The sequence below is a fragment of the Mycobacterium colombiense genome, assembly GCF_001665835.1.
Lineage (GTDB): Bacteria > Actinomycetota > Actinomycetes > Mycobacteriales > Mycobacteriaceae > Mycobacterium > Mycobacterium colombiense_A.
The window spans coordinates 33836-54530 of sequence record NZ_LZSX01000077.1 but is presented as its reverse complement, the minus strand read 5'-3'; the positions used below and the strand labels follow the sequence as shown (position 1 = coordinate 54530).

The window sequence follows — 20695 nt, the reverse complement described above, 5'->3', positions numbered from 1 at the left end:
CAGGTGTGTTTCGAGCCTGTTCACCGCCTTTGACCTCTGGTTACAGTCAGCCACTATCGACGGCTTTGGTACTGACGCCTTTGGAAGGACCGACGCAGATGATTGAGATCGTCCCCGTCCACCGGGCACTCCTCGGCGGTATGGTCGCTGGCCTGATGGGCCTGGCGGTTGTTGCGGGCGGCACGGCTTCGGCAGACCCGGTGCCCCCAGCGCCGGCACCCGTCCCCGCGGTTCCCGCGCCGGCACCGCAGAACCTCGGGCCCGAGCTGGTGCCGCCGAGCAGATACCTCGCGGCTCCGCCGGCCGGCAACCAGATCGCCCCGCCGGCCACCGCCACCGCCCCGGGAACCGCGGCGCCCGCCGCGGTCACCCCGCCGGCCCCGGCTCCGGCTCCCGCTACGTCCGGAACGATCCGCGAATTCCTGCAGTCGAAGGGCGTGAAACTCGAGGCGCAAAAGCCTCAGGACTTCAAGGCACTCGACATCACCTTGCCGGTGCCCGCGCGCTGGACCCAGGTGCCCGATCCCAACGTGCCGGATGCGTTCGCGGTCATCGCCGACCGGCACGGCAGCAGCATTTATTCGTCGAATGCACAGGTCGTGGTGTACAAGCTGGTCGGCACCTTCGACCCGAAAGAGGCCATCACCCACGGCTACGTCGACAGCCAGAAGCTTCCGGCGTGGCAACCCACCAACGCCGCGATGACCGATTTCGGCGGCTTCCCGTCGTCGATCGTCGAGGGCACCTACCGCGACGGTGATTTGACGCTCAACACGTCACGGCGTCACGTCATCGCCACATCGGGCCACGATAAATACCTCGTGTCGCTGGCGGTGACCACCGATCGCGCGGTGAGCGTCGCCGACGCACCGGCCACCGACGCCATCGTCAACGGATTCCGCGTGAGCGCTCCCGGCGCGGCCGCCCCGGTCCCCGCCACCTCCCCGGTCGGGCTGCCCGCCCAGGCTCCCGCCGCCGCGCCCGTCGCGCCTGCCGCCCCGGCACCCGCTGTGGCACCGATCGCGCCGGCCGCCCCGGCACCAGTTGCTGCCCCGGTCGCCCCGGCACCCGCTGTGGCTCCGGCACCGGCCGTGGCTCCGGTCGCCCCGGCCGCCCCGGCACCCGGCGCGGCACCGCTGGTACCCCTGGCCCAGACGTCCCCCGCGGGCCCGGTCGGGCTCCCCGCGCAGGCGCCCACGACGAACCCGCAGCGCACCCCCAGCCTGTTGGCCATGGTGCCGGGCCTGCCCCCGCTCCCGAACTTCTCGTTCCTGCAGCACTAAAGGACGGCCGCGCCGGCACGGAGCCGGATGCGCGGGCCGCTAACCCGGCTCGTATTGTGAGCCCATGCTGATTGCGGGCGTGCTGTGCATGTGTGCGGCGGTGGCCTCGGCGGGGTTCGGCACCTGGTCGCTTGCCCACAACCGGAATTTCGGCGCCACCACGTTGGCGCTGCGCGCGATGGCGCCCACCCAGTTGGCGGCCGCGGTGATGTTGGCGGCCGGCGGCGCGGTGGCCATGGCCGCCATCCCGGACACGGCGCTGGTCGTGCTCGTCGTCTGTGTGGTCGGCGCGCTGGGAACGTTGGCCGCGGGCTCGTGGCAGAGTGCGCGCTTCGCGCTGCGCCAAGAAGCGCCGGCGCCCGCCTGCGCCGGCAGCTGTGCCGGCTGCACGCAGTCGTGCCAGTGAACTGAGGCCGGGGGAGAGGCCCTAGTTCCGGCTGATATCGACGGGGTGGGTTGCCAGCAGCGAGAGCGGCAGTGGCTGGCGACGCAGAACCTGGCCCCACAGGTCGGACCTGGGTCCGACGAGCACGTCGGATGGCAAGGCGGACAACACAATCCAGTCGTCGCGCTCGATCTCGCCTTCCAGCTGACCGATAGTCCAGCCCGAATACCCCGCGAAAATCCGCACCCCTTCGACCAGCGGCGCGATCACGTCGGGGTCGGCGTCCAGATCGACCATGACCACCCGGCCGTCCACGTGCCGCAAGCCCGGCACGCCCTGGGGATCGGCGCCGACACGCAGCGTCGCCAGACACAACGCCGCGTCACGTTTCACCGGGCCGCCGATGAACATCGTCTTCGGCTTGGCCGTCAGCTTGGTCCACTGCGGCAACACGTTGTAGACCGCGGTTTCGCTGGCGCGGTTCAGGACGACGCCCAGCGTGCCTCCGTCATTGTGCTCGACGATGTAGATCACGCTGCGCCGAAACGTCGGTTCGAGGAGATCGGTGTTGGCGAGCAGCAAAGTGCCCGCCCGCACCCGTTGCGCGGCAGGTGCGACGTAGTCCTCTGGATCCTCCGGCGGCGGCACCCCACCATCATGGCATCCGGCGCATCGTGGCCCAGGGCAATCGAGAGCGTGCGCCACGGAGATTTGTACTGTTATTGCGACGGCTCTGATCGCGCGAGCTCTGCCAGCCCCAATCGTGGAAGTCGGTTTAGTTGATCCCAACCCGGATGCAGTCCAGTGCACCCGTCGAAATTTGGCGGTCCGTGCGCGATTTGCCAGATTTCTGGCGGCTGCTGCAGGTGCGCCTTGCGAGCCAATTCGGTGACGGTTTGTTTCAGGCGGCGCTGGCCGGTGCCCTGCTGTTCAACCCGGATCGGGCTGCCGATCCTCTTTCCATCGCGCGCGCCTTCACGGTTCTGTTCTTGCCGTACTCGCTGCTCGGTCCGTTCGCTGGTGCGCTGATGGACCGATGGGATCGGCGGCTGGTGCTCGTCGGCGCCAACGTGGGCCGACTGATCCTCTTCGCCGCGATCGGCACCATTCTGGCGGTGCGGGCCGGTGATCTGCCGCTGTTGCTGGGCGCGCTATTCGCCAACGGCTTGGCCCGCTTCGTCGGGTCCGGGCTGTCGGCGTCGCTGCCGCACGTGGTGCCGCGCGAGCAGGTGGTGACGATGAACTCGGTTGCCACCGCGTCCGGGGCCATCGCGGCGTTCTTCGGCGCAAACTTCATGCTGGTGCCCCGGTTCATCTTCGGGTCCAGCGACAAGGGCGCCGCGGCGATCGTGTTCCTCACGGCGGTTCCCGTGTCCATCGCGTTGTTGTTGTCCTTGAGGTTCGGTGCGCGGGTGCTGGGGCCCGACGACACCTGGCGAGCGATCCACGGGCCGGTCATCTACGCGGTGATCACCGGCTGGCTGCACGGCGCGCGGACGGTCGCGCAGCGCCCCACGGTCGCCGCCACCCTGTCCGGCTTGGCCGCGCACCGGATGGTCATCGGCATCAACTCGCTGCTGGTCTTGTTGCTGGTCCACCACATGCCCAACCTCGAGGGCGGCGGATTCGGCACCGCCTTGCTGTTCTTCGGCGCCGCGGGCTTGGGCGCCTTCCTGGCCAACGTCCTGACGCCGCCCGCGATCCGCCGGTGGGGGCGCTACGCGACGGCGAACGGCGCGCTGGCGACGTCGGCGATCATCGAGGTCGCCGGCGCCGAGCTGCTTCTGCCAGTCATGGTCGCGTGCGGCTTCCTGCTCGGCGTCACCGGGCAGATGGTCAAGCTGTGCGCCGACACCGCGATCCAGATGGACGTCGACGACGCTCTTCGCGGGCATGTGTTCGCCGTGCAGGACGCGCTGTTCTGGGTCGCGTTCATCGTCTCGATCACGGTGGCCGGGACCCTCATTCCCGACGACGGGCACGCACCCGCATTCGCGCTGTTCGGTTCGGTGCTCTACCTGATCGGCCTGGCCGTGCACAGCATCATCGGGCGCCGCGGCGAGCAAGCGAACGATCGTTAAGGTACTGACGTGACGTGTCCGACGACCGCAGCCGACAGTCGAGGGCTCCGATGACCGGCCCCGCGCCCATGGTCGACGACCTGCGTGCCGAAAGCGACGCGCTCGACGAGCTGGTCGCGCCGTTGTCGCCCGACCGCTGGGGCGACCCCACACCGGCACCCGGCTGGACCATCGCACACCAGATCGGCCACCTGCTGTGGACGGACCGGGTCGCCCTGATCGCGGTCACCGACGAGGCCGGGTTCGCCGAGGTATTGGCGGGCGCGGCCGCCGACCCTGCAGGCTTCGTCGACCGGGGTGCCGAGGAGCTGGCGGCGCTGGCGCCGGCTCAGCTGCTCGCGGACTGGCGGGTCACCCGGGGACGCCTGCACGAGGCGCTGCTCACGGTGCAGCCCGGTCGCAAGCTTCCGTGGTTCGGCCCGCCGATGAGTGCGGCCTCGATGGCCACCGCGCGCCTGATGGAGACCTGGGCGCACGGCCTCGATGTCACCGACGCCCTGGGTGTGACGCGGCCCGCGACCGAACGCCTGCGGTCGATCGCTCACCTCGGGGTGCGCACCCGCGACTTCGCCTTCGCCGTGAACAATCTGGCGCCGCCGGTCGAGCCGTTCTTGGTCGAGCTGCGCGGGCCCGCCGGCGATACCTGGTCCTGGGGGCCGCCCGACGCCGGGCAGCGGGTCAGTGGGTCCGCGGAGGATTTCTGTTTCCTGGTCACCCAGCGACGCCCGTTGAGCGCCCTCGACATCACCGCCCGGGGCGCCGACGCGCAGCGCTGGTTGCAGATCGCGCAGGCTTTCGCGGGGCCTCCCGGCGCCGGGCGATGAGCGCGGGGAGGGCCTCAGTGCAGCGGCCCGCCGTAACTCGCCCGGTTCTCGGCCGCGGCCTCCTCGCGCAGCGCGGTAATCGCGAGGTTCAGTCTTTCGGCCAGCTCTCCGTGGCCGTACCCGGTCATCACGCCGGGATGCAAAGTCAGTTTGAGTAACCGGCCGTCGGAATTCGCGACCGCGTGGATGTCACCCAGGTCGACGCTGTAGGTGACGGCTTCGGCCTGCGCCACAAGGGCTTCCCACTTGTCGGCCGCCTCGCTCAGTTCCCGAAGAACCGATTCGACGAGATCCTTCTCGCTGAGATTCGCGCGACTGCCCGAACCCGCCACCATGACAGTATCGTCGACCCCTCCGACCAGCGTCAATTCATACACGAGCAGGTTTGCGGGCGGCCTGCCGCGCGTTCACCCGCCGAGCTTTTGATACCAGGCCAGGTGGTAGTTCGCGGACACCGCGTCGCCGCTGGCGATGCCCTCGGTGGCGGCCATCAACAGGCACTTGAGTAAGAGCGCGGGATTGACGTTCGGGTACTGAACGAGGAGCTGGTAGCGCGCGGTATCGAGGTGTACCCGCAGCACGTCGACCTCCTGGTCGACGACAACCGTTCCCGCCGCGGCCGCTTCTGCCAACCTCGGCACGATCTTCGGCAGATCGTCACGTCTGCGGGTGGCCGCGCTGAGCACGCCCGCCAAATCATCGATCGCGGGCAGGGTGCGCGGCTCCACCGACGACCTGGTCGCGGCGAAGTCGACCGAACGGCGCAGCGAGTCACCGGGAGCGTAAGTGACGACGCGCGCCGTTTGTCCGATCAGTGCGGCCACCCTGCCGGTGCGCCGCTCGGGCTCCAGCAACCGCACGCCCGCCGGAAGGGCGATGCCGGACGGTATCCATCCGTGAGCGAGGTCGGTGACGAGTACGGTCGTGCCGTCGGCGCGGTCTCCGATCGCCCAATTCACACGTGGCTCCTGCCGGACCACGAACTCGAGCAGCCGATTCAGCCGTTCGTTGTCGGATGCTGTTGGCGGCGTTGGCTTTTCGGTCCGCGGCCGGGCGGCGGCGAAGGCGGTCGTGTCGGCCTCGGCGGCGGGGGTGACGTCGGCCGCGGGTTCCTGCGGGGCCGGCTCCGCCTCTGCGACGGCCGGCTCGTCGACGACCGCGTGGTGGCGACCGGAATCGGTCAGCTCGGGGCCCGGCTCGGGCGCGCGCTGTGTCGGCGCCTCGAACACCGGCTCCGCCTGCGTGACCACCGGGATGATCTGGGTCTCCTCGAGGGGCGGCGCATCGGTGGCGCTCGCCGGCTCGTCCTCGGGCGCCGCCGCCTGCGGCTCGTCCTCGGGCGCCGCCGCCTGCGGCTCGTCCTCGCCGCCCGACTCGACGACCGCGTGGTGACGACCGGAGTCGGTCAGCTCCGGAGATGCAGGCTCCGCCGGCGTCGGCGAAACTGGCTCGTCCCTGACCACCGGGATGACTTGTGTCTCGTCGAGCTGCGATGCATCGGCGGTGCCGGTGTCGGCGGGAGCCTCTTCCGCGGACTCGCGACGACGACGCCTTCCACCCGGTCGCGGGGTTGACTCGGGTGCACTCGGCGGGGCCGCCTCGGCGACGGGGTTCACCTCGCGTATTGCGGGCAGCACCTGAGTCTTTTCCAGGTCGTTCAGCTCGGCCCTCGGTGGGGCAGCCGCGGGGGCTTGGGCTCCGCTCTGCACCGCATGCAAATAGCGGATCGTCGATTCGACTCGGCGCACCGCGCGGCCGCGGGCGGCGTCGATGACCCGCGCCTCCGCCGCCTGACGGGAAAGGTCGGTCATTCCCGATCGCTTGAGCAACTTCAGTTCGTCGTTGGCGGCGCGAGCAATTCGTTCCAGGTCAGCCTTGAGATACTCAGCGAGGGTGGCGGTTTCGGGCGTTACCGTCGACAATTCGGCAGGCCACAACCCGCCTGTCACCCACGGGGTGCAGTCGATAGGGGAGCTGAAAGCCGGCGTCGCCAGTGATTCCCGGGTAGCTCTCCGGAGGCGCTGGCGCGCCGACATCCGACCGAAGACCGCCACCGGCTAAGCGTACCGGGACCCGGCGGGCGACTTGTGCGGTCAGTGAATTGTGCGGTCGCAAGGCCCTGGGTAGCGTAAGGCCATGGCTGATTCTGCATTGCAGCAGCAACTCGACGAGGTGCGCGCCTTGCTCGCTCGCGCGCGAGAGTTGTTCGGCCCCAATCCGGTAGAGCCGCCGACCGGTATCGCGCCCGATCCCAGCGTGGCTAAGCCGTGGTTGCGCTAGGCAGGCAGCTCGCCCGGCAGCCCTTTAAATCACGCCGTTACGGCGACGCAGTTTGTGCGCCAGCAACTTTTCGATGGCCGCGTCGAGATCTCGCGGGGTCGGAACCTCCGCGGACGGGGTGTGCCCGGCAGCAACGATCTCGTCGCGAATTTCCAGCAACGCTTTGAGGCATGACACGTCGGCGGTCAGCAGAATGCCCTGCGCCAACGTCTCGGCATCGGTTTCCATCGCCTCTTCGCTCAGCGCGACGCTGTGCATATAGCCGCCGCGGCAGGAGCGGACGAGGATGTGTCCACTCGGGTGAACAGTGTCGAAAGCGGGATTCGCGTCGGTCATCGACCGCGGTCGACGATGTCGCCGAACTTCCCTGCCGCCTCCTGCTCGTGCTCTTCCCACATCGCCGCCGAAACGGTCAGTTTGTCGGCCAGATCCGCGTGGTCAACAGCTTGCTGCTCATAACACTGGCGTCGAAGTTCCAGCAGCTCACGGCCGGCGTCGCGCAGTTCACTGAAGATCGGCCCGAGCGAATCGAGGCTCTCTTGGATCGCGGCGTGCGACGACGGAACGGTGCGCAAGTACTCGGAGGTGTCCTGGTGATGCGCGGCAGCCTGACGTAGGTGCGCAGGCACTACATGAATCGAATCTGCCATCCGCTGTCTCCTGTTGACGACCACCGGTTGTGCCGGCGGATCCATTTTTGTCAGGTGGTCGACGAGGTCGTCGGCCGGGTAGGTGTCGGTGGGTCAGGCTTGGCCGGCGTCGGTATTGCCGCGGCCGCCGCCGGCGGATGCTCCCAGCCTAGGAAGGTCGGCCCGCTCACGGCGGCGATGTGTTGAATTTGGCCATCGAGAAGCGCCTTGCCGGAGCCGAGGGCGAGTGCGTGACGATCGGTGAACATCCCGATATCGCCGGGTGCCACCTGTGGGGCATCGATGGGGCTGGGCACCGCGGTTCCCGGTGGGGGAATGGTCATTCCCTGCTGTTGGAAGGCCTCTGCTATCGGGGTACCTCCGACGGCTGCCGTGATCGCGGCCGCCAACTGTGGGCTGGCGGCGGTCACCGTCTCCCCGTCGGGCAAGGTCACCGGCGTCGGACCGGCCGGTGGCCCATCGGCCGACGTGCCGTGTTCGGCGTCGGTCCCGTCGGCCGCTTCGTCCGAGGCGTCGCGTGCGCCCGGGTCCTGGTCCTGGTCGTTCGGCAGCTCCTCGTCGGCCATCTCTTGAAGAGCCGGATCAGCCGCGTCGCCACCTTGTGGTCCGGAGAGCGGAAGGCCCCCGGTCTCCCAACCCGCCATCGACGGCATGGAGCCAAGCCCCGGGAGTGAGCCACCACCGAAGTTGGGCATGGCGGGCGCCATCGGCGGCTGCGCTACGGCCGGCATCGCCGCCCCGGCGCCCGCATCCGGCCCCGGGAAATCCCCGGGCAGGTCGTCATCCTCGGCCAATAAGGAGTCCAGCAGTGGATCCCATTCGGCGTCCAGATCGTCGGTCGCGCCGTCGGCGGATGTATCACCAACCGGCACCGCGGCCCGCGGTTGTTCGCCTGGGGCATTCGGTTCGCCTTTGGAGGCGTCGTACAGCGACGTCCAGGCGGCCATCAGCGCTGACTTCGACGTGTCGTCCAGGCTGGCGTTCAGGACGACCTCGCGGATGTCTCGGAGCTTGCCGATGAGAAACCGCTGGAAGTCACGCGCCCCCGCCGGGGTGTCCAGGTCTGACCTGATCCGCACCGCGGCTTCGGTTTCGTGTTGCAACTTGGTGAGGGCTTCTCTGCCGTCAACCGCACACAGGTGCGCGTTCAGGATCGCCGACACCACCTGCATGTCCAGCTGCGAGCTCACCGAGTTCTGTTGCGCGAGAGCGGCTTCAGCATTGGCAATGGCATCGGCCGCAGCGCCCGTCTCGCGATCCGGCGGTGCCGAGGTTTCGGCGGACGGCCGCTGCGCGGGTGGATCGGCCGCCGTTGCGACGCCGAAGACGCCGGCGTGCTGCTGGCGGATCTTGCGTAGGATCGCCTCGACCTGTTCGGGGCGGGTGGTCGGCGTGATGACGGCGGTCACTTCGGCGGGCGCCAATCCCGTCCGCCATGCGTTCGGATCACCGGTGCGATCTCGGACGTATTTGACCGCGGCAAGCAGGTCGTCATATGCCGACATCAGCTGGGATGGCGGCGCCGCAGCCTGCTCGAATGCTGCTGCGGGAAATGACGCGACCCCTCCATGTTCGGCGAGAGTACTCAGGGGCATGGCTGCCGACAATTCACTGCACTGCACGGTGTGGACTAGTTCTGGCTAGCCGCTGTCGGCGGCGTACTGGGCCCGAAGGCTCTGCAACACAGCCCTTTTCGCCTGGTCGAATTCGCGCGCTTCACTCACGACCGAGGCGATCTCTCGTTGCTTGGCCATCAGGAATTTCTGAAACTCGCGCGCCCCCATGGGCGTATCGAGCGCGAGGTCCGCCTGGCTCATGGTCGCATGGTCGATCTGCTCGGCGATGGAGTCCAGTCGCCTGACGCTCTCACGCGCTGCCTCGTGAGCGCTCGTCAGCACCTCGTTCAGCACCCGATCGGCTTCCGACGCGGTGCCGTGCTGGCTCGCCAGCGCCGACCGCCGCGCCTCAACGGCCTCTAACGAGGGCCCCGGTTGTTGTTCCGGCATCGGCTCACCCTATTCGTCGTGCCCGCATTGACGGGCGGTCTTGGCTTGTCATATCGGTCGGCGGATCGCAACGTTGTTGCCCAGTCGCCTTATTCGCACCGAGGCACCCGAATAGGGCGCCTCCACAACCAGGTTGTTCCCGATGGCCAGCTGCACGTGGCCGGCGTGCGGAAACACCAGATCACCGGGCCGCACCTGGGAGCGGGCCACCGGGATGCCGTCGTTGATCTGCTGATAGGTGGTGCGATCCAAGTGGATACCGGCCTGTGCGTAGCTCCACTGCACCAGCCCGGAACAGTCGAACTGGTTGGGGCCGGTCGCGCCCCAGACATACGGTCGGCCCAGGCGAGACAAGGCGGCGCGCACCGCCAGTGCGGCGCGGTCGCTCGTCAGGCCTGCCATCCCGAGCCGACGGTCGTGCCGGAGCCCATAGCGCAAGGCCAGCAGTTCGGCGTAGCGCCGTCGCGCACGCAAGCGCGCCGACAAGACGTGCGCCCGTTGGGTCCGCAGGCGAGTCGCGCGGCGCCGCATCGCCTCCCGCTGGGCGAGGGGCGTCGCCGGCATATCGGAATCCGCGCGGGCCGTGTCCAGCACGCGTCGGGTCAGATCGCGGGCCTGTGCCCGATCGCGGTGCGCGCCGGCGATGACGTCCGTGGCCGCCGCGTCGGTGCCGGCCGCCGCGGTGAGGAGTTGCCGGCTGTGGTCCACCGCGAGTTGGTAACCGCCGTGCGCCATCTTGTCGCTCAGCCGGGCGGCTTGCTGCAACAGGTCGCGGTGGTGCGCGGTGCCCGCGTCCAGAGACCTCGCCCGCGTGCTGCCGGCGAAGAGTTGATGGGCGCGGCTCAACGCCTCGACTTCGGTTTGACTCACGGTGCCCCCTCGTCGTCGGATTGGCGTGCCCCGTTTTGGCCGGACTGGACCGCATCGATGAAGGCACGGACGCGGGGGAGGGCGCCCGGCGCGATCGCGCCCCGGTTGCGGATGTCCCACATCTCGTCGACATCCACGCCGACCAGTGCCGCGATGATGGTCTCCGGCAACGACGATTGCGCACACGCCCGGTCGAAGCGGGCGCTCAAGCTGGTGGGCATCCGCTCCAACAGCGCGGCACGCGTCGCCTCCAGGGCTTGCAGATGCTCCATCAGCCGACCGGTCGAGTCGGCGCCGGCGTTCACGGCCACCCGCCACGAGCTGGCGGCGAGCATCTCTGCCTTCACGCACTGCGCGATCACAGACAGAATATACGTCTCATATTCGTTTGATGTTGTCGCGGGCAATCGAGCGATGACGGATTTGAGGGCGTCGAGCTGTGCTTCGGCATAGCCTTCCAGCACTTCTGTGTCGCTATGACGGTCAACTATCACCGGTCCGCTGCGCCGCGTGGGCATAGGGGCCGGCGGCTGCGCGGCAATCAGACGCGCCAGCTCGGCGTCCGGATCGGCAGCGACCAGCAGCCGAGAGTAGGTACCCGGCGGCAGGCCAAGGCCGTTTTCGATCTTCTGAACGGTGCTTTTGTGCGGCTTGCGGGCCCCGCGCTCGAGAAAGCTGAGCCCCATGATGCTGACCCCGGTGGCGGCGGCGAGGTCGGCTAGTGACCAATCGCGCGATTCACGAAGCGCGCGGATAGCCGCGCCGGCCGATTCACGGGTCACCGCACGCTCCGGCCATGGGCCGGATATTACACAGCTGGCGCCCTCCCTATCGGTATATACGTTTCTGTCTCGTTTCTCTTGCTTTTGGCCACCTGGTCTGTATACGCTTTTGCCAACGTTTCGCGTTCGACCAAGGAGACCGACATGGGACACCCCTGCGCAGCCAACCCGGAACTGTGGTTCGGCTACCCCGACGACGACGGTGGTGACGGCGCCGCGAAGGCGCGCGCATACGAGCGGTCGGCCACCGAGGCGCGGATCCAGTGCCTGCGCCGCTGCCCGCTGGCACAGCAGCGCCGCTGCGCCGCCCACGCCATCGCGCACCGCGAGGAGTACGGCGTGTGGGCCGGGGTGAAGCTGCCGGGCGGCCAATACCGCAAGCGTGACCAACTCGCTCACGCACACGACGTCCTCCGGCGTATCGCCTCCGGCGAGATCAATGCCCGGCAGCTGCCCGAGAACGCGGCGCTGCTGGCACGCCACGAGCACCAAGCGGTCCCGGTGGCCACAGTCGTGCTGCACCTGCCGCTGGCGCAAATCAAACCCCGTTCGGCTGCCTGACATTTCGCCGAAAGCCGCGGCGGCAGTTTGCTGAGCCGGTCAACGGGGTAGTCGGGGTCGGCAAGACCAGTCTGTCGACCCAGAGGCGCACCTATGACGTTCGACCTGACCCCGACGGCGGCACAACACGACCTTGCCCGGCGCACGCACGAGTTCGCCGAATCCGTAATACGCCCAGTCGCGCTCGACTACGACCAGCGACAGGAATTTCCCTGGGCCGTGCTCGAGGAGGCGGCCCAGCGCGGTTTCTACAGCCCGCTGTTCTACCGCGATCTGATCGGTGATCCGACCGGCGTCTCCCTGCCGATGTTCATGGAGGAGCTGTTCTGGGGCTGCGCGGGCATCGGCTTGGCGATCGTCATGCCGGCGCTGGCGCTCTCTGCCATCGGCCAGGCCGCGTCTCCGGAGCAGATGCTGGAGTGGGCGCCCGAATGTTTTGGCACACCAGGCGATCTCAAATTGGCCGCCCTGGCCATCTCCGAGCCCGAGGGCGGCAGCGATGTGCGCAACCTGCGAACCCATGCGCGCCGCGACGGTGATGACTGGATCATCGACGGCCACAAGATGTGGATCGGCAATGGCGGCATCGCCAACGTGCACGTGGTCAACGCGGTGGTCGACGAGGAGCTCGGCCATCGCGGTCAGGCACTGTTCGTGGTGCCGGGCGGCACGCCCGGACTGAAGATGGTGCGAAAGCTGGACAAACTGGGCTGCCGGGCATCGCACACCGCCGAGTTGCTCTTCGACGGAGTGCGCGTTCCGGGCGCCAATCTGCTTGGCGGAGAAGAGAAGCTCGAACACAAGCTCGCCAAGGCCAGGGAAGTGGTCGCGGACGGAAAGCGGTCCGGATCGGCGACGTTGGGCACCTTCGAGCAAACCCGGCCCATGGTCGCCGCCCAGGCCATCGGCATCGCACGCGCGGCCCTCGAGTACGCCACCGGGTACGCCACCGAACGCGAGGCCTTCGGCGGACCCATCATCGACAACCAGGGCATCGCATTCCCGCTGGCGGAGCTGGCCACCCAGATCGATGCTGCTCGACTACTCACCTGGCGCGCATCGTGGATGGCGGCCAACAACGTTCCCTTCGAACGGGGCGAGGGTTCGATGTCGAAGATGGCCGCCAGCGAAGTCGCGGTCAAGGCCACCGAACGCGCTATCCAGACCATGGGCGGCTGGGGCTACATCACCGATCATCCGGTGGAGAAGTGGTATCGAGATGCCAAGCTGTACACCATCTTTGAAGGAACCAGCGAGATCCAGCGGATGGTCATCTCCAACGCGCTGGGCGCGGCCGTCGATACCCCGCCGCTGCATGTGGTGCTCGAACCGTCCGGGGGACCGCTGAACCGGGCATTCGGGCGCGGCACCCCGCTGCGCTCCCGTGCAGCCGACAGCGCCCTGTCGGTGAAGGATCGCGTGCCCGAGCCAGTCATGCGACTGGCCATGAAGGTGCTGCGGCCCCCGCGCAAATAGGCACGCCGGGTACGGTCGCCGAGGACGGCGCTGCATGAGGGGCCCGGCGACGGAGGTGGACGATGAGCAATCTTGAGGCCGCGCCGGCCGAAGTCGCTTGCGCCGCTTCACAACACCTGGATGCCTCGTCGGGGGTGGAAGTGCTGCAGCCGCGAGAGGTTCCGTTAGGCGGCCCGAGGGCGATCCGGGTGCAACGCACCCTTCCGCAGCGGCAGCGCTCGCTTGTCGGGGCGTGGTGCTTCGTCGACCACTACGGTCCGGTCGCCGCGCGAATGGACGTTCCGCCGCACCCGCATACGGGACTACAAACCGTCAGCTGGTTGTTCAGTGGGGAAGTGGAGCACCGCGACAGCGCCGGCGTGCACGCGGTTGTTCGGCCCGGCGAGCTGAATCTGATGACCGCAGGGGCTGGCATCTGCCATTCGGAGGTCTCGCTCGATTCCGGTGCGCTGTTGCACGGTGTCCAGCTCTGGGTCGCGCTGCCCGGGTCCGATCGCGACACCGGACGTGACTTCGCGCATTACGTGCCCGCGCCCCTGGCACTGCCGGGGGCGACCGCGCGGGTCTTTCTTGGCGAGCTGGCCGGCGGCCGATCGCCGCTGCCGACGGCTACGCCGTTGCTGGGTGCCCAGCTCGACCTCGACGCCGGGGCCGCCCTGGACATCGACGTGGACCCGGCCTTCGAGCACGGGGTGCTCTGCGATTGCGGGACCGTACACGTCGACGGGACGTCCCTGGCGATCGCCGAATTGGCATACCGAGGTCCCGGCCGGGCCCGGCTGCAGGTACAGAATGCGGGGGAGGGCCCGGCGCGGGTGCTGCTGCTCGGCGGCACACCGTTCACGGAAGAATTGGTGATGTGGTGGAACTTCGTCGGGCGAAGCCACGAGGACATCGTCAACTACCGACAACTGTGGGAGGACGCCGACGACCGATTCGGCGCCGTCCAGGGATACCGGGGAGCGCTCGCCCGACTGCCCGCCCCACCGCTGCCGACCGCCCGGTTGCGGCCGCGATCGACACCGCAAAGAAAGGGAAGCACAGATGACAACCGATAAGACCGGCGCCGAAGCCACTGTCAGCCTCGAGGACGGCAAGTACACGATCGCCGTCGAGGGTAAGACGGTGGGCCTGGCCGATTTCGCCGACCGCGGCGATCAGCGCGTTTTCTACCACACCGAAATCGATCCGGCCTACGGCGGGCGTGGGCTGGCGACAATCCTTGTCGAGGAGGCACTCAACGAGGCGCGGGATGAGGGCAAGCGCATTGTTCCGGTGTGCTCGATGATCGGCACGGTGCTCAAGAAGCATCCCGAATTCGATGACATCACCGACGCGGTCACTCCGGAGATCACGCAGTGGGTGCGCTCGTAGCGCGGTACTGATCATCGTCCGCTCCGTCGGGGACTGCGACGCGAATCTTGCTCGGCGACAGTAGTTCCGGTATCGGCGGAGGCGGAACGGTGCGTACAGCCTCGGAGATATCCGTTAGCTCCCGGGGGAGCGCGGTTGCCGGTACACCGGTAGTCACGAAACCGCCCGCCTCAGGTGGCAAGCTGCCGGCCCACCTCGAGTCGCCTCAGCTTGCCCGACGAGGTGCGTGGTAGCGATCCTGGCGGCACCAGGACGACGTCGGCCGGAGTCACGCCGCACACCGAGATGACCCGTTTGATGACCGCGCTGCGGGTCACATCGTGGTCCGTACCCAGGAACTCCGCAGCGATGAGCAGCCGGGACTTGGTGGGCCCGGCTTCGGACCCGACCGCAACCACCGCGCCTTGCCGTACACCGTCGACTTGCCCTGCTACCTGTTCGATTTCGGTGGGGAAGATGTTGCGGCCGGCGATAGTGATGACCTCCTTGGAGCGACCACAGATGACCAGCTCGCCGTCAACCAGGTAGCCGATGTCTCCGGTGCGAAACCACCCCGCATCGAGACCCGATGCGGTGCCGGTGTCGCCGAAATAGCGCGTCATCATGGAGGTTCCACGGATCTCGACTTCTCCGATCCGATCGTCGGAAGTGTTCTCGGCCGGGCTTATTCGCAACTCCATGCCGGCGATCGGGCGACCCAACAAAGCGTATTTCTGGTGGCTCCCGGATCCGGTGCGCTCGTCGATGCGCAGTCCGTCTGCGCAGCCGGGCATGGTGACGGCGCAAGTCGACTCGGCCATCCCGTAGGCAGGGGTTGCCGCCGAGGCCCGGAAACCGAACGGCGCCATCGCCGTTGCGAACTGCTGGAATCCATCGCAGTCAACGGGTTCTCCACCGTTGATCGCAATGCGAAGCGGCCCCAGATCGACGTCCGACACTCGCCCCGAGAAGCGCCCGAGAGTGGCGTACCCGAAATTCGGCCCGGCGGTGAACGTTGCCGCGCTGGCCGAAAGCCACTCCGCCCAACGGAGGGGCGCCGCGGAGAAGGCACCCGTCGGCGCCTGCCACACGGGCATCCCGCGCAGCACGCAGGTCAGCAGGAAGGCCAACCCCATGTCGTGATAGATCGGCAGCCACGAACACCCGCGGTCGGCAGCGCCGTCGAGCTGTAGCCGTTCGGCAATGCCGCGCATGTTGTTCAATACCGCGGTCGGCGACAAGACCGCCGTCCGCGGAACGCCCGTCGACCCTGCGGTTCCCTGCAGGATGGCGACCTCCGAATCACGCAGCATCCGAAGGTCATTCGATGCCGGGCCGCGCGCAACGTCGGCTAGGCCGCAGACGGTCAGGGTCGATTCCGCCTCGTCGAGGAAGCGCAGGGTCTCTCCGTGACTGAGGACCATGCTGACTCCGATTCCACTGAATCGAGTTATCGTGCTGTGCGCCCAGTCGGCCGGGTCGGCGCCGCGTCGGGGACGCGGAAGGATCGATACCGCCGCGCCCGCCAGCCACGCTGCTTGGATGGCGGCGATCAGCTCGATCGTCGGTTCGCCGACAAGTCCGACCGCCCCGACGTGGTCCTGTTGCAGCAGACGCGTCGCGATGCGTTCGGCCAGGCCGTGCACCTCCGGCCAGGGACGCGTCGTCCATTGGTCGGTTTCTTTGTCCAGCACCACCAAGTCATGCGGCGATCGGGTCATCGCCTCGCGCATCGCGGCGGCGAGGACGTTCACGCGCGGGTTCCCGCGCCGCTCAAACGTGTTGTCCCAGTCCGTGATTCGGACCCTAGGTTCAGGTGATTGCGAAGGAAGCTGACCAGATCGTCGACGGTGCAGGGCACAGGTGGATTGGCGGAGGTCATGTGCCCGGACCATACCGGGCGGATTTAGGTAAGGCTACCCTCATCGCGTAGTGTGGGTTGTGTCACCGCCGCGGAAGACCCGAACGCGCGGCCCGCTCGTGTCGGCCGGTTGCGGCGTGCGCGCACCCATGCCGATGGGTGTCTGGGCCTTCTATTTCGCGCCGCCACAACAACTTTGGAGGCCTTCGCATCGGCCCGGTAAGCGCATCCGTTTTCGAGCGATGCGCGGGAACTGGTCTGGAATGATGGTCCCGTGACAGACCCCTGCGCGGGCTGCGGTTTCACCTATGACCTAAGCCGAGCCGCGACCGCCTGCGACGACATCCGCGCCACGGCCGCCGAAGTTGTTGCGCTTCTGTGTAATAACGGCCTCGACGCGCGGCGGCGGGCACGACCCGGCCTCTGGTCTCCGCTGGAGTACGCGTGCCACTTGCGCGATGTGCTACTCGTGCAACGCGAACGGGTGCTCGCGGCGCGGCGCGTCAACGGCGCCGACTGCGCAGCTATGGGTCGCGAGGAGCGTGTCGAGCACGACGGCTACAACGAGCAAGATCCCATCGATGTGGCCCGCCAACTCAGCGACGCCGCAACGCTATTCAGCAATGTGCTGGCACGGCTTGCCGGCGACGACTGGGAGCGCACGGTGGTCTATCACTATCCCGAGACCAGCCAGCGGTCGTTGCGCTGGGTTGCCGTACACACCGCACACGAACTGCAGCACCACCTTCTCGACATTCGCCGCCAACTATGAGCCGGCAAGGAATCCGCTGGGCCCCTGCGCCCCCGGCGCTACAGTGCCGGCATGAATGTCGATGCGGTCGCTTTCAGCGAACGGTGGGTGCGCAACTGGAACACTCACGACGTCGAAGCTGTTCTCGCCGACTTCCACGACGACGTCAGGAGTGGCCTCTGTAGGGGTGTCTCGTTTCTTTAGTAATTAGACCCGACATTGATGGCTCGGTTGAACAGGCAATTGAGCGAACCCGAAGGTAGATACCGTGGCTTTCGGCGGTGGCGCTCGTCGACCAGGGAGGTTCCGTCTTGGGCATGGCCGGCGGTGGTTTCAGGAACGCGAACGCACGGCAGCAGTATTTGGCAGCCTACGACGAGGTGCGGGCCCTAACTCCGCGACCGGATCTCGTGCACGACATTCCAACCGAGTTCGGAACGGTTCGGGTGTATCAGCACGGGCTGGCTGGGGGAGCGCCGGTCGTGCTCATACACGGTTTCTTCCTGAGCTCGGCGATGTGGTGGCAGCAGGTCGCCGATCTAACACGCGATTTCACTATCTATGCGATGGATGTGCTTGGCCAGCCGGGGGCGAGCGTTCAATCGAAGATGATGCCTACGGCCGCAGATTGCGCACGCAACGTTGACGCGGTGCTTGAAGGGCTGGGGTTACGCAATGTGCACCTGGTTGGGCACTCATATGGGGGTTGGCTTGCCACCCACACGGCGGCGCGGGCGCCCCGCCGGTTGGCCACAGTGACGCTGGTTGATCCGGCCAGTACGGTGACTCGACTCTCAGCGAGATTCTGGCGAAGTCTCGGATTCTTATTGTCGCGCCCGCATTCCCTGCGGGCGGAACACGCCGCGGCATGGTTGATGGGTCACCCCGAGCCGGGTAGTCCCGTAGATTCGCTTGCGGGACTGTTTGTGGCTGGCTTCGCTGCTTTTGTGCCGCCTATGCGTACGGCACCACTGCTCCTTCCTAGTGACCGTCTCCTGCATTCAATAGCAGTTCCAGCCCAAGTTCTCTTGGCCGGCACCACTATTCACAACTCCGATAAGGCGCTTCAACGGATCCAGTCGGTAGTGCCCACGTGGCGTCATCGCCTGTGGCATAACGCTTCACATGCCCTGCCAGCAGAAGTTCCGGAAGAGGTGAATTCTTGTATCCGTGAGTTTGTGCTCGAACACCATCACGATGCTTAGTCGGCGAAGTCTTCGGGTGAGAAGTTCGCGTCGGTGTCGCAACCACGCCGCTGCCCGGGAACGCACGAAAGCCACCGCACCGCCGATTAGCTCAGCAGCGATCCGCGGTGGTGTTGTTCTGCATCCTGCACGACCCGGACCGGCTCGACCGACACCAAATCGAGATATGCCGTTCGACGGTGAAACGAGAGCGCGACCACCAAGTCCCCGGCACCCACCCCACAAACACGAAAGTCACGACCTCTTTCGAGGCCGTGACTTTTCGTTGAACCGCTCAGTGTGGGCGAAGGGGGACTTGAACCCCCACGTCCCGAAGGACACTGGCACCTGAAGCCAGCGCGTCTGCCATTCCGCCACTCGCCCGGAAAAACAACCGATGGACCATATCACTCTAATGGCCTGATCCTCGAACCGCCGAAGTGGCCCCGAAGCCGTACCGCACCGCACAGCGCCTGCGGCCTACACCGGCCTGAGCTGGGCCGATGCAATTCTCACGATTTGGAAGGTGCCGCGGCGACACGGTATCCCGATACCATGCGGAAGTGATCCAGCACCGGGGTGATTCGTTTGCCGTCCACCGGCAATACCTGGTGGCAAGTGCACGCGAACGGTAGGACATGAGTAGCCAACGGGGGCTGGTTGCGCGGATCGAGCGCAAACTGGAGTCGACGGTAGACAATGCCTTCGCCCGGGTATTCGGTGGGTCAATCGTTCCGCAAGAGGTCGAAGCCCTGTTATGCCGCGAAGCGCGTGACGGGGTTCAGAAGCTCCACGGAAATCGCCTTTTGGCCCCCAACGAATACATCATTACCCTCGGTATGCACGACTTCGAGAAGGTGAGCGCCGATTCGGATCTCACGTCGAGCGCTTTCGCGAGGTACTTGGCTGACTACATCCACGAACAGGGGTGGCAAACGTATGGTGAGGTGGTCGTTCGGTTCGACCAGTCGCCGAACCTGCGCACCGGGCAGTACCGCGCCCGCGGTGCTGTCAACCCCGATATCCAGCCCCGCCCGACGGTCGACGACCCCGTCCGGCCACAATCAAATAACGCGTTCGGCGAAGAACGAGGAGTAGCAATGACTGACAATTCTGGCTACCGCGGGGCTCAGGGGCCGGGGCGATCCGGCGACGAGTATTACGACGACCGCTACGGGCGTCCGCAGGACGACGCGCGCGGTGGCCCGGACCCGCAGGGGGCACCCGACCAGCGGGGTGGATATCCACCCGAGCAGCAGGGCTACCCGCCTCAGCAGGGCTACCCGCCGCCCCGCCAGCCCGAGCAGGGTGGCTATCCGGAACAGGGCGGCTACCCCGAGCAGGGGCACGGCGGCGGCTACCCCCCTCAGCAGGGGTACCCGGACCAGCGCGGCTACCCCGATCAACAGGGTCAGGGCGGCTACCCCCCTCAGCAGGGCTACCAAGACCAACGCGGCTACCCCGAGCAGGGGCAGGGCGGCTATCCGCAGTCGTACGAGCAGCGTCCGCACGCTCCTGGCGGCTACGGCGGCCAGGGCTACGACCAGGGGTATCGCCAGGGTGGCGGCTACGGCGCGCCCGGCGGTCAGCAGGGCGGCGGCCAGCAGGGCTACGGCGGATACGGCGGCGACTACGGTCGCGGTCCGGCCCGCCCTGACGAGGGTGGCTACGCCCCACCCGAACACCGACCCGGCTACCCCGAGCAGGGCGGGTACGACCAGGGCTACCAGCAAGGTGGCGGATATGGCCGCCAGGACTACGGGTCCGCCGAGTACACCCAGTACTCCGAGCACGTGCAGGGCGGAACGTACGGGGGCCAGGCCGGGGGCTACCCCGAGGCAGCCAGCCCCGAGTACGAGTACGGCCAACAGGCGGAATACGGGCAACCGGCCGACTATGGGCAGCCGGCCGACTACGGCCAACAGGCCGAATACGGCCAGCCCGCCGACTACGGCCAGCAGGGTGGTTACGGCGGCTACGACCAGGGCGGCTATGGCGCCGGCGGAACCACGATCACCCTTCAGCTCGACGACGGCAGCGGCCGCACCTACCAGCTGCGCGAGGGCTCCAACATCGTGGGCCGCGGGCAAGACGCCCAGTTCCGGTTGCCCGACACCGGCGTGTCACGGCGTCACCTCGAGATCCGCTGGGACGGACAAGTCGCGCTGCTGTCGGATCTGAACTCGACCAACGGCACCACGGTGAACAACGCACCGATTCAGGAGTGGCAGTTGGCCGACGGCGACGTGATCCGCTTGGGCCATTCGGAGATCATCGTCCGGATCCACTAAGCCACTGGGCTTAACGCTGCCGTGCTTCGCCCCGTGTCGTCCGCCGTCCAAGTATCG

General features: G+C 67.4%; 21 protein-coding genes, 1 tRNA gene and 1 pseudogene. 12 read left to right on the top strand and 11 right to left on the bottom strand.

What is annotated here, in order from left to right; translation table 11 throughout:
• Window positions 1–98 precede the first annotated feature (98 nt).
• On the top strand, window positions 99–1283 hold the full coding sequence (locus A5760_RS17975) for an LpqN/LpqT family lipoprotein (RefSeq protein ID WP_064883315.1): 1185 nt from the start codon (window positions 99–101) through the stop codon (window positions 1281–1283).
• A 64-nt stretch (window positions 1284–1347) separates the two neighbouring features.
• Window positions 1348–1689: a hypothetical protein gene (locus tag A5760_RS17970; protein WP_064883188.1), complete on the top strand. Its 342-nt coding sequence runs from the start codon at window positions 1348–1350 to the stop codon at window positions 1687–1689.
• A gap of 21 nt (window positions 1690–1710) precedes the next feature.
• Here the strand turns inward: A5760_RS17970 and A5760_RS17965 are convergent, their stop codons facing one another.
• A complete protein-coding gene (locus A5760_RS17965; protein WP_064883186.1) occupies window positions 1711–2316 on the bottom strand; it encodes a YqgE/AlgH family protein in 606 nt (201 codons plus the stop codon).
• Window positions 2317–2416: 100 nt separating this feature from the next.
• Between A5760_RS17965 and A5760_RS17960 the strand changes: the two are divergent.
• Both A5760_RS17960 and A5760_RS17955 read left to right on the top strand, forming a co-directional pair.
• Window positions 2417–3749: pseudogene (locus tag A5760_RS17960) on the top strand (MFS transporter).
• A 50-nt stretch (window positions 3750–3799) separates the two neighbouring features.
• Window positions 3800–4573, top strand: a complete 774-nt coding sequence (locus tag A5760_RS17955; protein WP_064883183.1) for a TIGR03084 family metal-binding protein — start codon at window positions 3800–3802, stop codon at window positions 4571–4573.
• 14 nt (window positions 4574–4587) lie between these two features.
• Here the strand turns inward: A5760_RS17955 and A5760_RS17950 are convergent, their stop codons facing one another.
• The gene (locus A5760_RS17950) at window positions 4588–4908 is read right to left on the bottom strand and encodes a DUF2710 family protein (protein WP_064883181.1); all 321 of its coding nucleotides are present in this window, start codon (window positions 4906–4908) and stop codon (window positions 4588–4590) included.
• A gap of 72 nt (window positions 4909–4980) precedes the next feature.
• Complete coding sequence (locus A5760_RS17945; protein WP_064883179.1) at window positions 4981–6627, bottom strand: DUF5631 domain-containing protein; 1647 nt, start codon at window positions 6625–6627, stop codon at window positions 4981–4983.
• A gap of 82 nt (window positions 6628–6709) precedes the next feature.
• On the opposite strand from A5760_RS17945, the gene A5760_RS27000 reads away from it, so the two are divergent.
• Window positions 6710–6853 carry a hypothetical protein gene (locus A5760_RS27000; RefSeq protein WP_172826369.1) on the top strand — a complete coding sequence of 48 codons (144 nt, stop codon included), beginning with the start codon at window positions 6710–6712 and terminating at the stop codon, window positions 6851–6853.
• A 24-nt stretch (window positions 6854–6877) separates the two neighbouring features.
• Here the strand turns inward: A5760_RS27000 and A5760_RS17940 are convergent, their stop codons facing one another.
• The 6 genes from A5760_RS17940 to A5760_RS17915 form a co-directional block, all read right to left on the bottom strand.
• On the bottom strand, window positions 6878–7189 hold the full coding sequence (locus A5760_RS17940; protein ID WP_064883177.1) for a DUF2694 family protein: 312 nt from the start codon (window positions 7187–7189) through the stop codon (window positions 6878–6880).
• Window positions 7186–7503 (bottom strand): ESX-1 secretion-associated protein, encoded by a 318-nt coding sequence (locus tag A5760_RS17935; protein ID WP_064883313.1) that lies wholly within the window; start codon window positions 7501–7503, stop codon window positions 7186–7188. Before A5760_RS17935 ends, A5760_RS17940 begins: the two co-directional genes overlap by 4 nt.
• A gap of 50 nt (window positions 7504–7553) precedes the next feature.
• A complete protein-coding gene (locus A5760_RS17930) occupies window positions 7554–9008 on the bottom strand; it encodes a DUF4226 domain-containing protein (protein WP_064883170.1) in 1455 nt (484 codons plus the stop codon).
• A gap of 135 nt (window positions 9009–9143) precedes the next feature.
• A complete protein-coding gene (locus tag A5760_RS17925) occupies window positions 9144–9509 on the bottom strand; it encodes a DUF4226 domain-containing protein (protein WP_064883168.1) in 366 nt (121 codons plus the stop codon).
• Between the two features lie 48 nt (window positions 9510–9557).
• Window positions 9558–10379: a C40 family peptidase gene (locus A5760_RS17920; RefSeq protein WP_064883166.1), complete on the bottom strand. Its 822-nt coding sequence runs from the start codon at window positions 10377–10379 to the stop codon at window positions 9558–9560.
• On the bottom strand, window positions 10376–11161 hold the full coding sequence (locus A5760_RS17915; RefSeq protein ID WP_064883164.1) for a helix-turn-helix domain-containing protein: 786 nt from the start codon (window positions 11159–11161) through the stop codon (window positions 10376–10378). Before A5760_RS17915 ends, A5760_RS17920 begins: the two co-directional genes overlap by 4 nt.
• Before the next feature lie 144 nt (window positions 11162–11305).
• Between A5760_RS17915 and A5760_RS17910 the strand changes: the two genes are divergently transcribed.
• The 4 genes from A5760_RS17910 (at window position 11306) to A5760_RS17895 (ending at window position 14572) form a co-directional block, all read left to right on the top strand.
• Window positions 11306–11722, top strand: a complete 417-nt coding sequence (locus tag A5760_RS17910; protein WP_064883161.1) for a WhiB family transcriptional regulator — start codon at window positions 11306–11308, stop codon at window positions 11720–11722.
• Window positions 11723–11815: 93 nt separating this feature from the next.
• Entirely contained in the window at window positions 11816–13198 is a 1383-nt protein-coding gene (locus A5760_RS17905; RefSeq protein WP_064883160.1) for an acyl-CoA dehydrogenase family protein, read from the top strand.
• A gap of 62 nt (window positions 13199–13260) precedes the next feature.
• Window positions 13261–14256, top strand: coding sequence for a pirin family protein (locus A5760_RS17900; protein WP_064883158.1), 996 nt, complete (start codon window positions 13261–13263; stop codon window positions 14254–14256).
• A complete protein-coding gene (locus A5760_RS17895; RefSeq protein ID WP_064883156.1) occupies window positions 14243–14572 on the top strand; it encodes a GNAT family N-acetyltransferase in 330 nt (109 codons plus the stop codon). Before A5760_RS17900 ends, A5760_RS17895 begins: the two co-directional genes overlap by 14 nt.
• A gap of 170 nt (window positions 14573–14742) precedes the next feature.
• Here A5760_RS17895 and mbtM read toward each other — a convergent pair whose 3' ends face one another.
• Window positions 14743–16305, bottom strand: coding sequence for a long-chain-fatty acid--ACP ligase MbtM (gene mbtM, locus A5760_RS17890; protein WP_064883154.1), 1563 nt, complete (start codon window positions 16303–16305; stop codon window positions 14743–14745).
• A 381-nt stretch (window positions 16306–16686) separates the two neighbouring features.
• Between mbtM and A5760_RS17885 the strand changes: the two genes are divergently transcribed.
• Both A5760_RS17885 and A5760_RS26240 read left to right on the top strand, forming a co-directional pair.
• Window positions 16687–17184: a DinB family protein gene (locus A5760_RS17885; RefSeq protein ID WP_082279519.1), complete on the top strand. Its 498-nt coding sequence runs from the start codon at window positions 16687–16689 to the stop codon at window positions 17182–17184.
• Between the two features lie 296 nt (window positions 17185–17480).
• Window positions 17481–18368 (top strand): alpha/beta fold hydrolase, encoded by an 888-nt coding sequence (locus A5760_RS26240; protein ID WP_082279527.1) that lies wholly within the window; start codon window positions 17481–17483, stop codon window positions 18366–18368.
• A gap of 280 nt (window positions 18369–18648) precedes the next feature.
• Here A5760_RS26240 and A5760_RS17880 read toward each other — a convergent pair.
• Window positions 18649–18731, bottom strand: a tRNA-Leu gene (locus A5760_RS17880).
• Window positions 18732–18985: 254 nt separating this feature from the next.
• On the opposite strand from A5760_RS17880, the gene A5760_RS17875 reads away from it, so the two are divergent.
• Complete coding sequence (locus tag A5760_RS17875; RefSeq protein WP_064883152.1) at window positions 18986–20638, top strand: DUF3662 and FHA domain-containing protein; 1653 nt, start codon at window positions 18986–18988, stop codon at window positions 20636–20638.
• Window positions 20639–20695 lie beyond the last annotated feature (57 nt).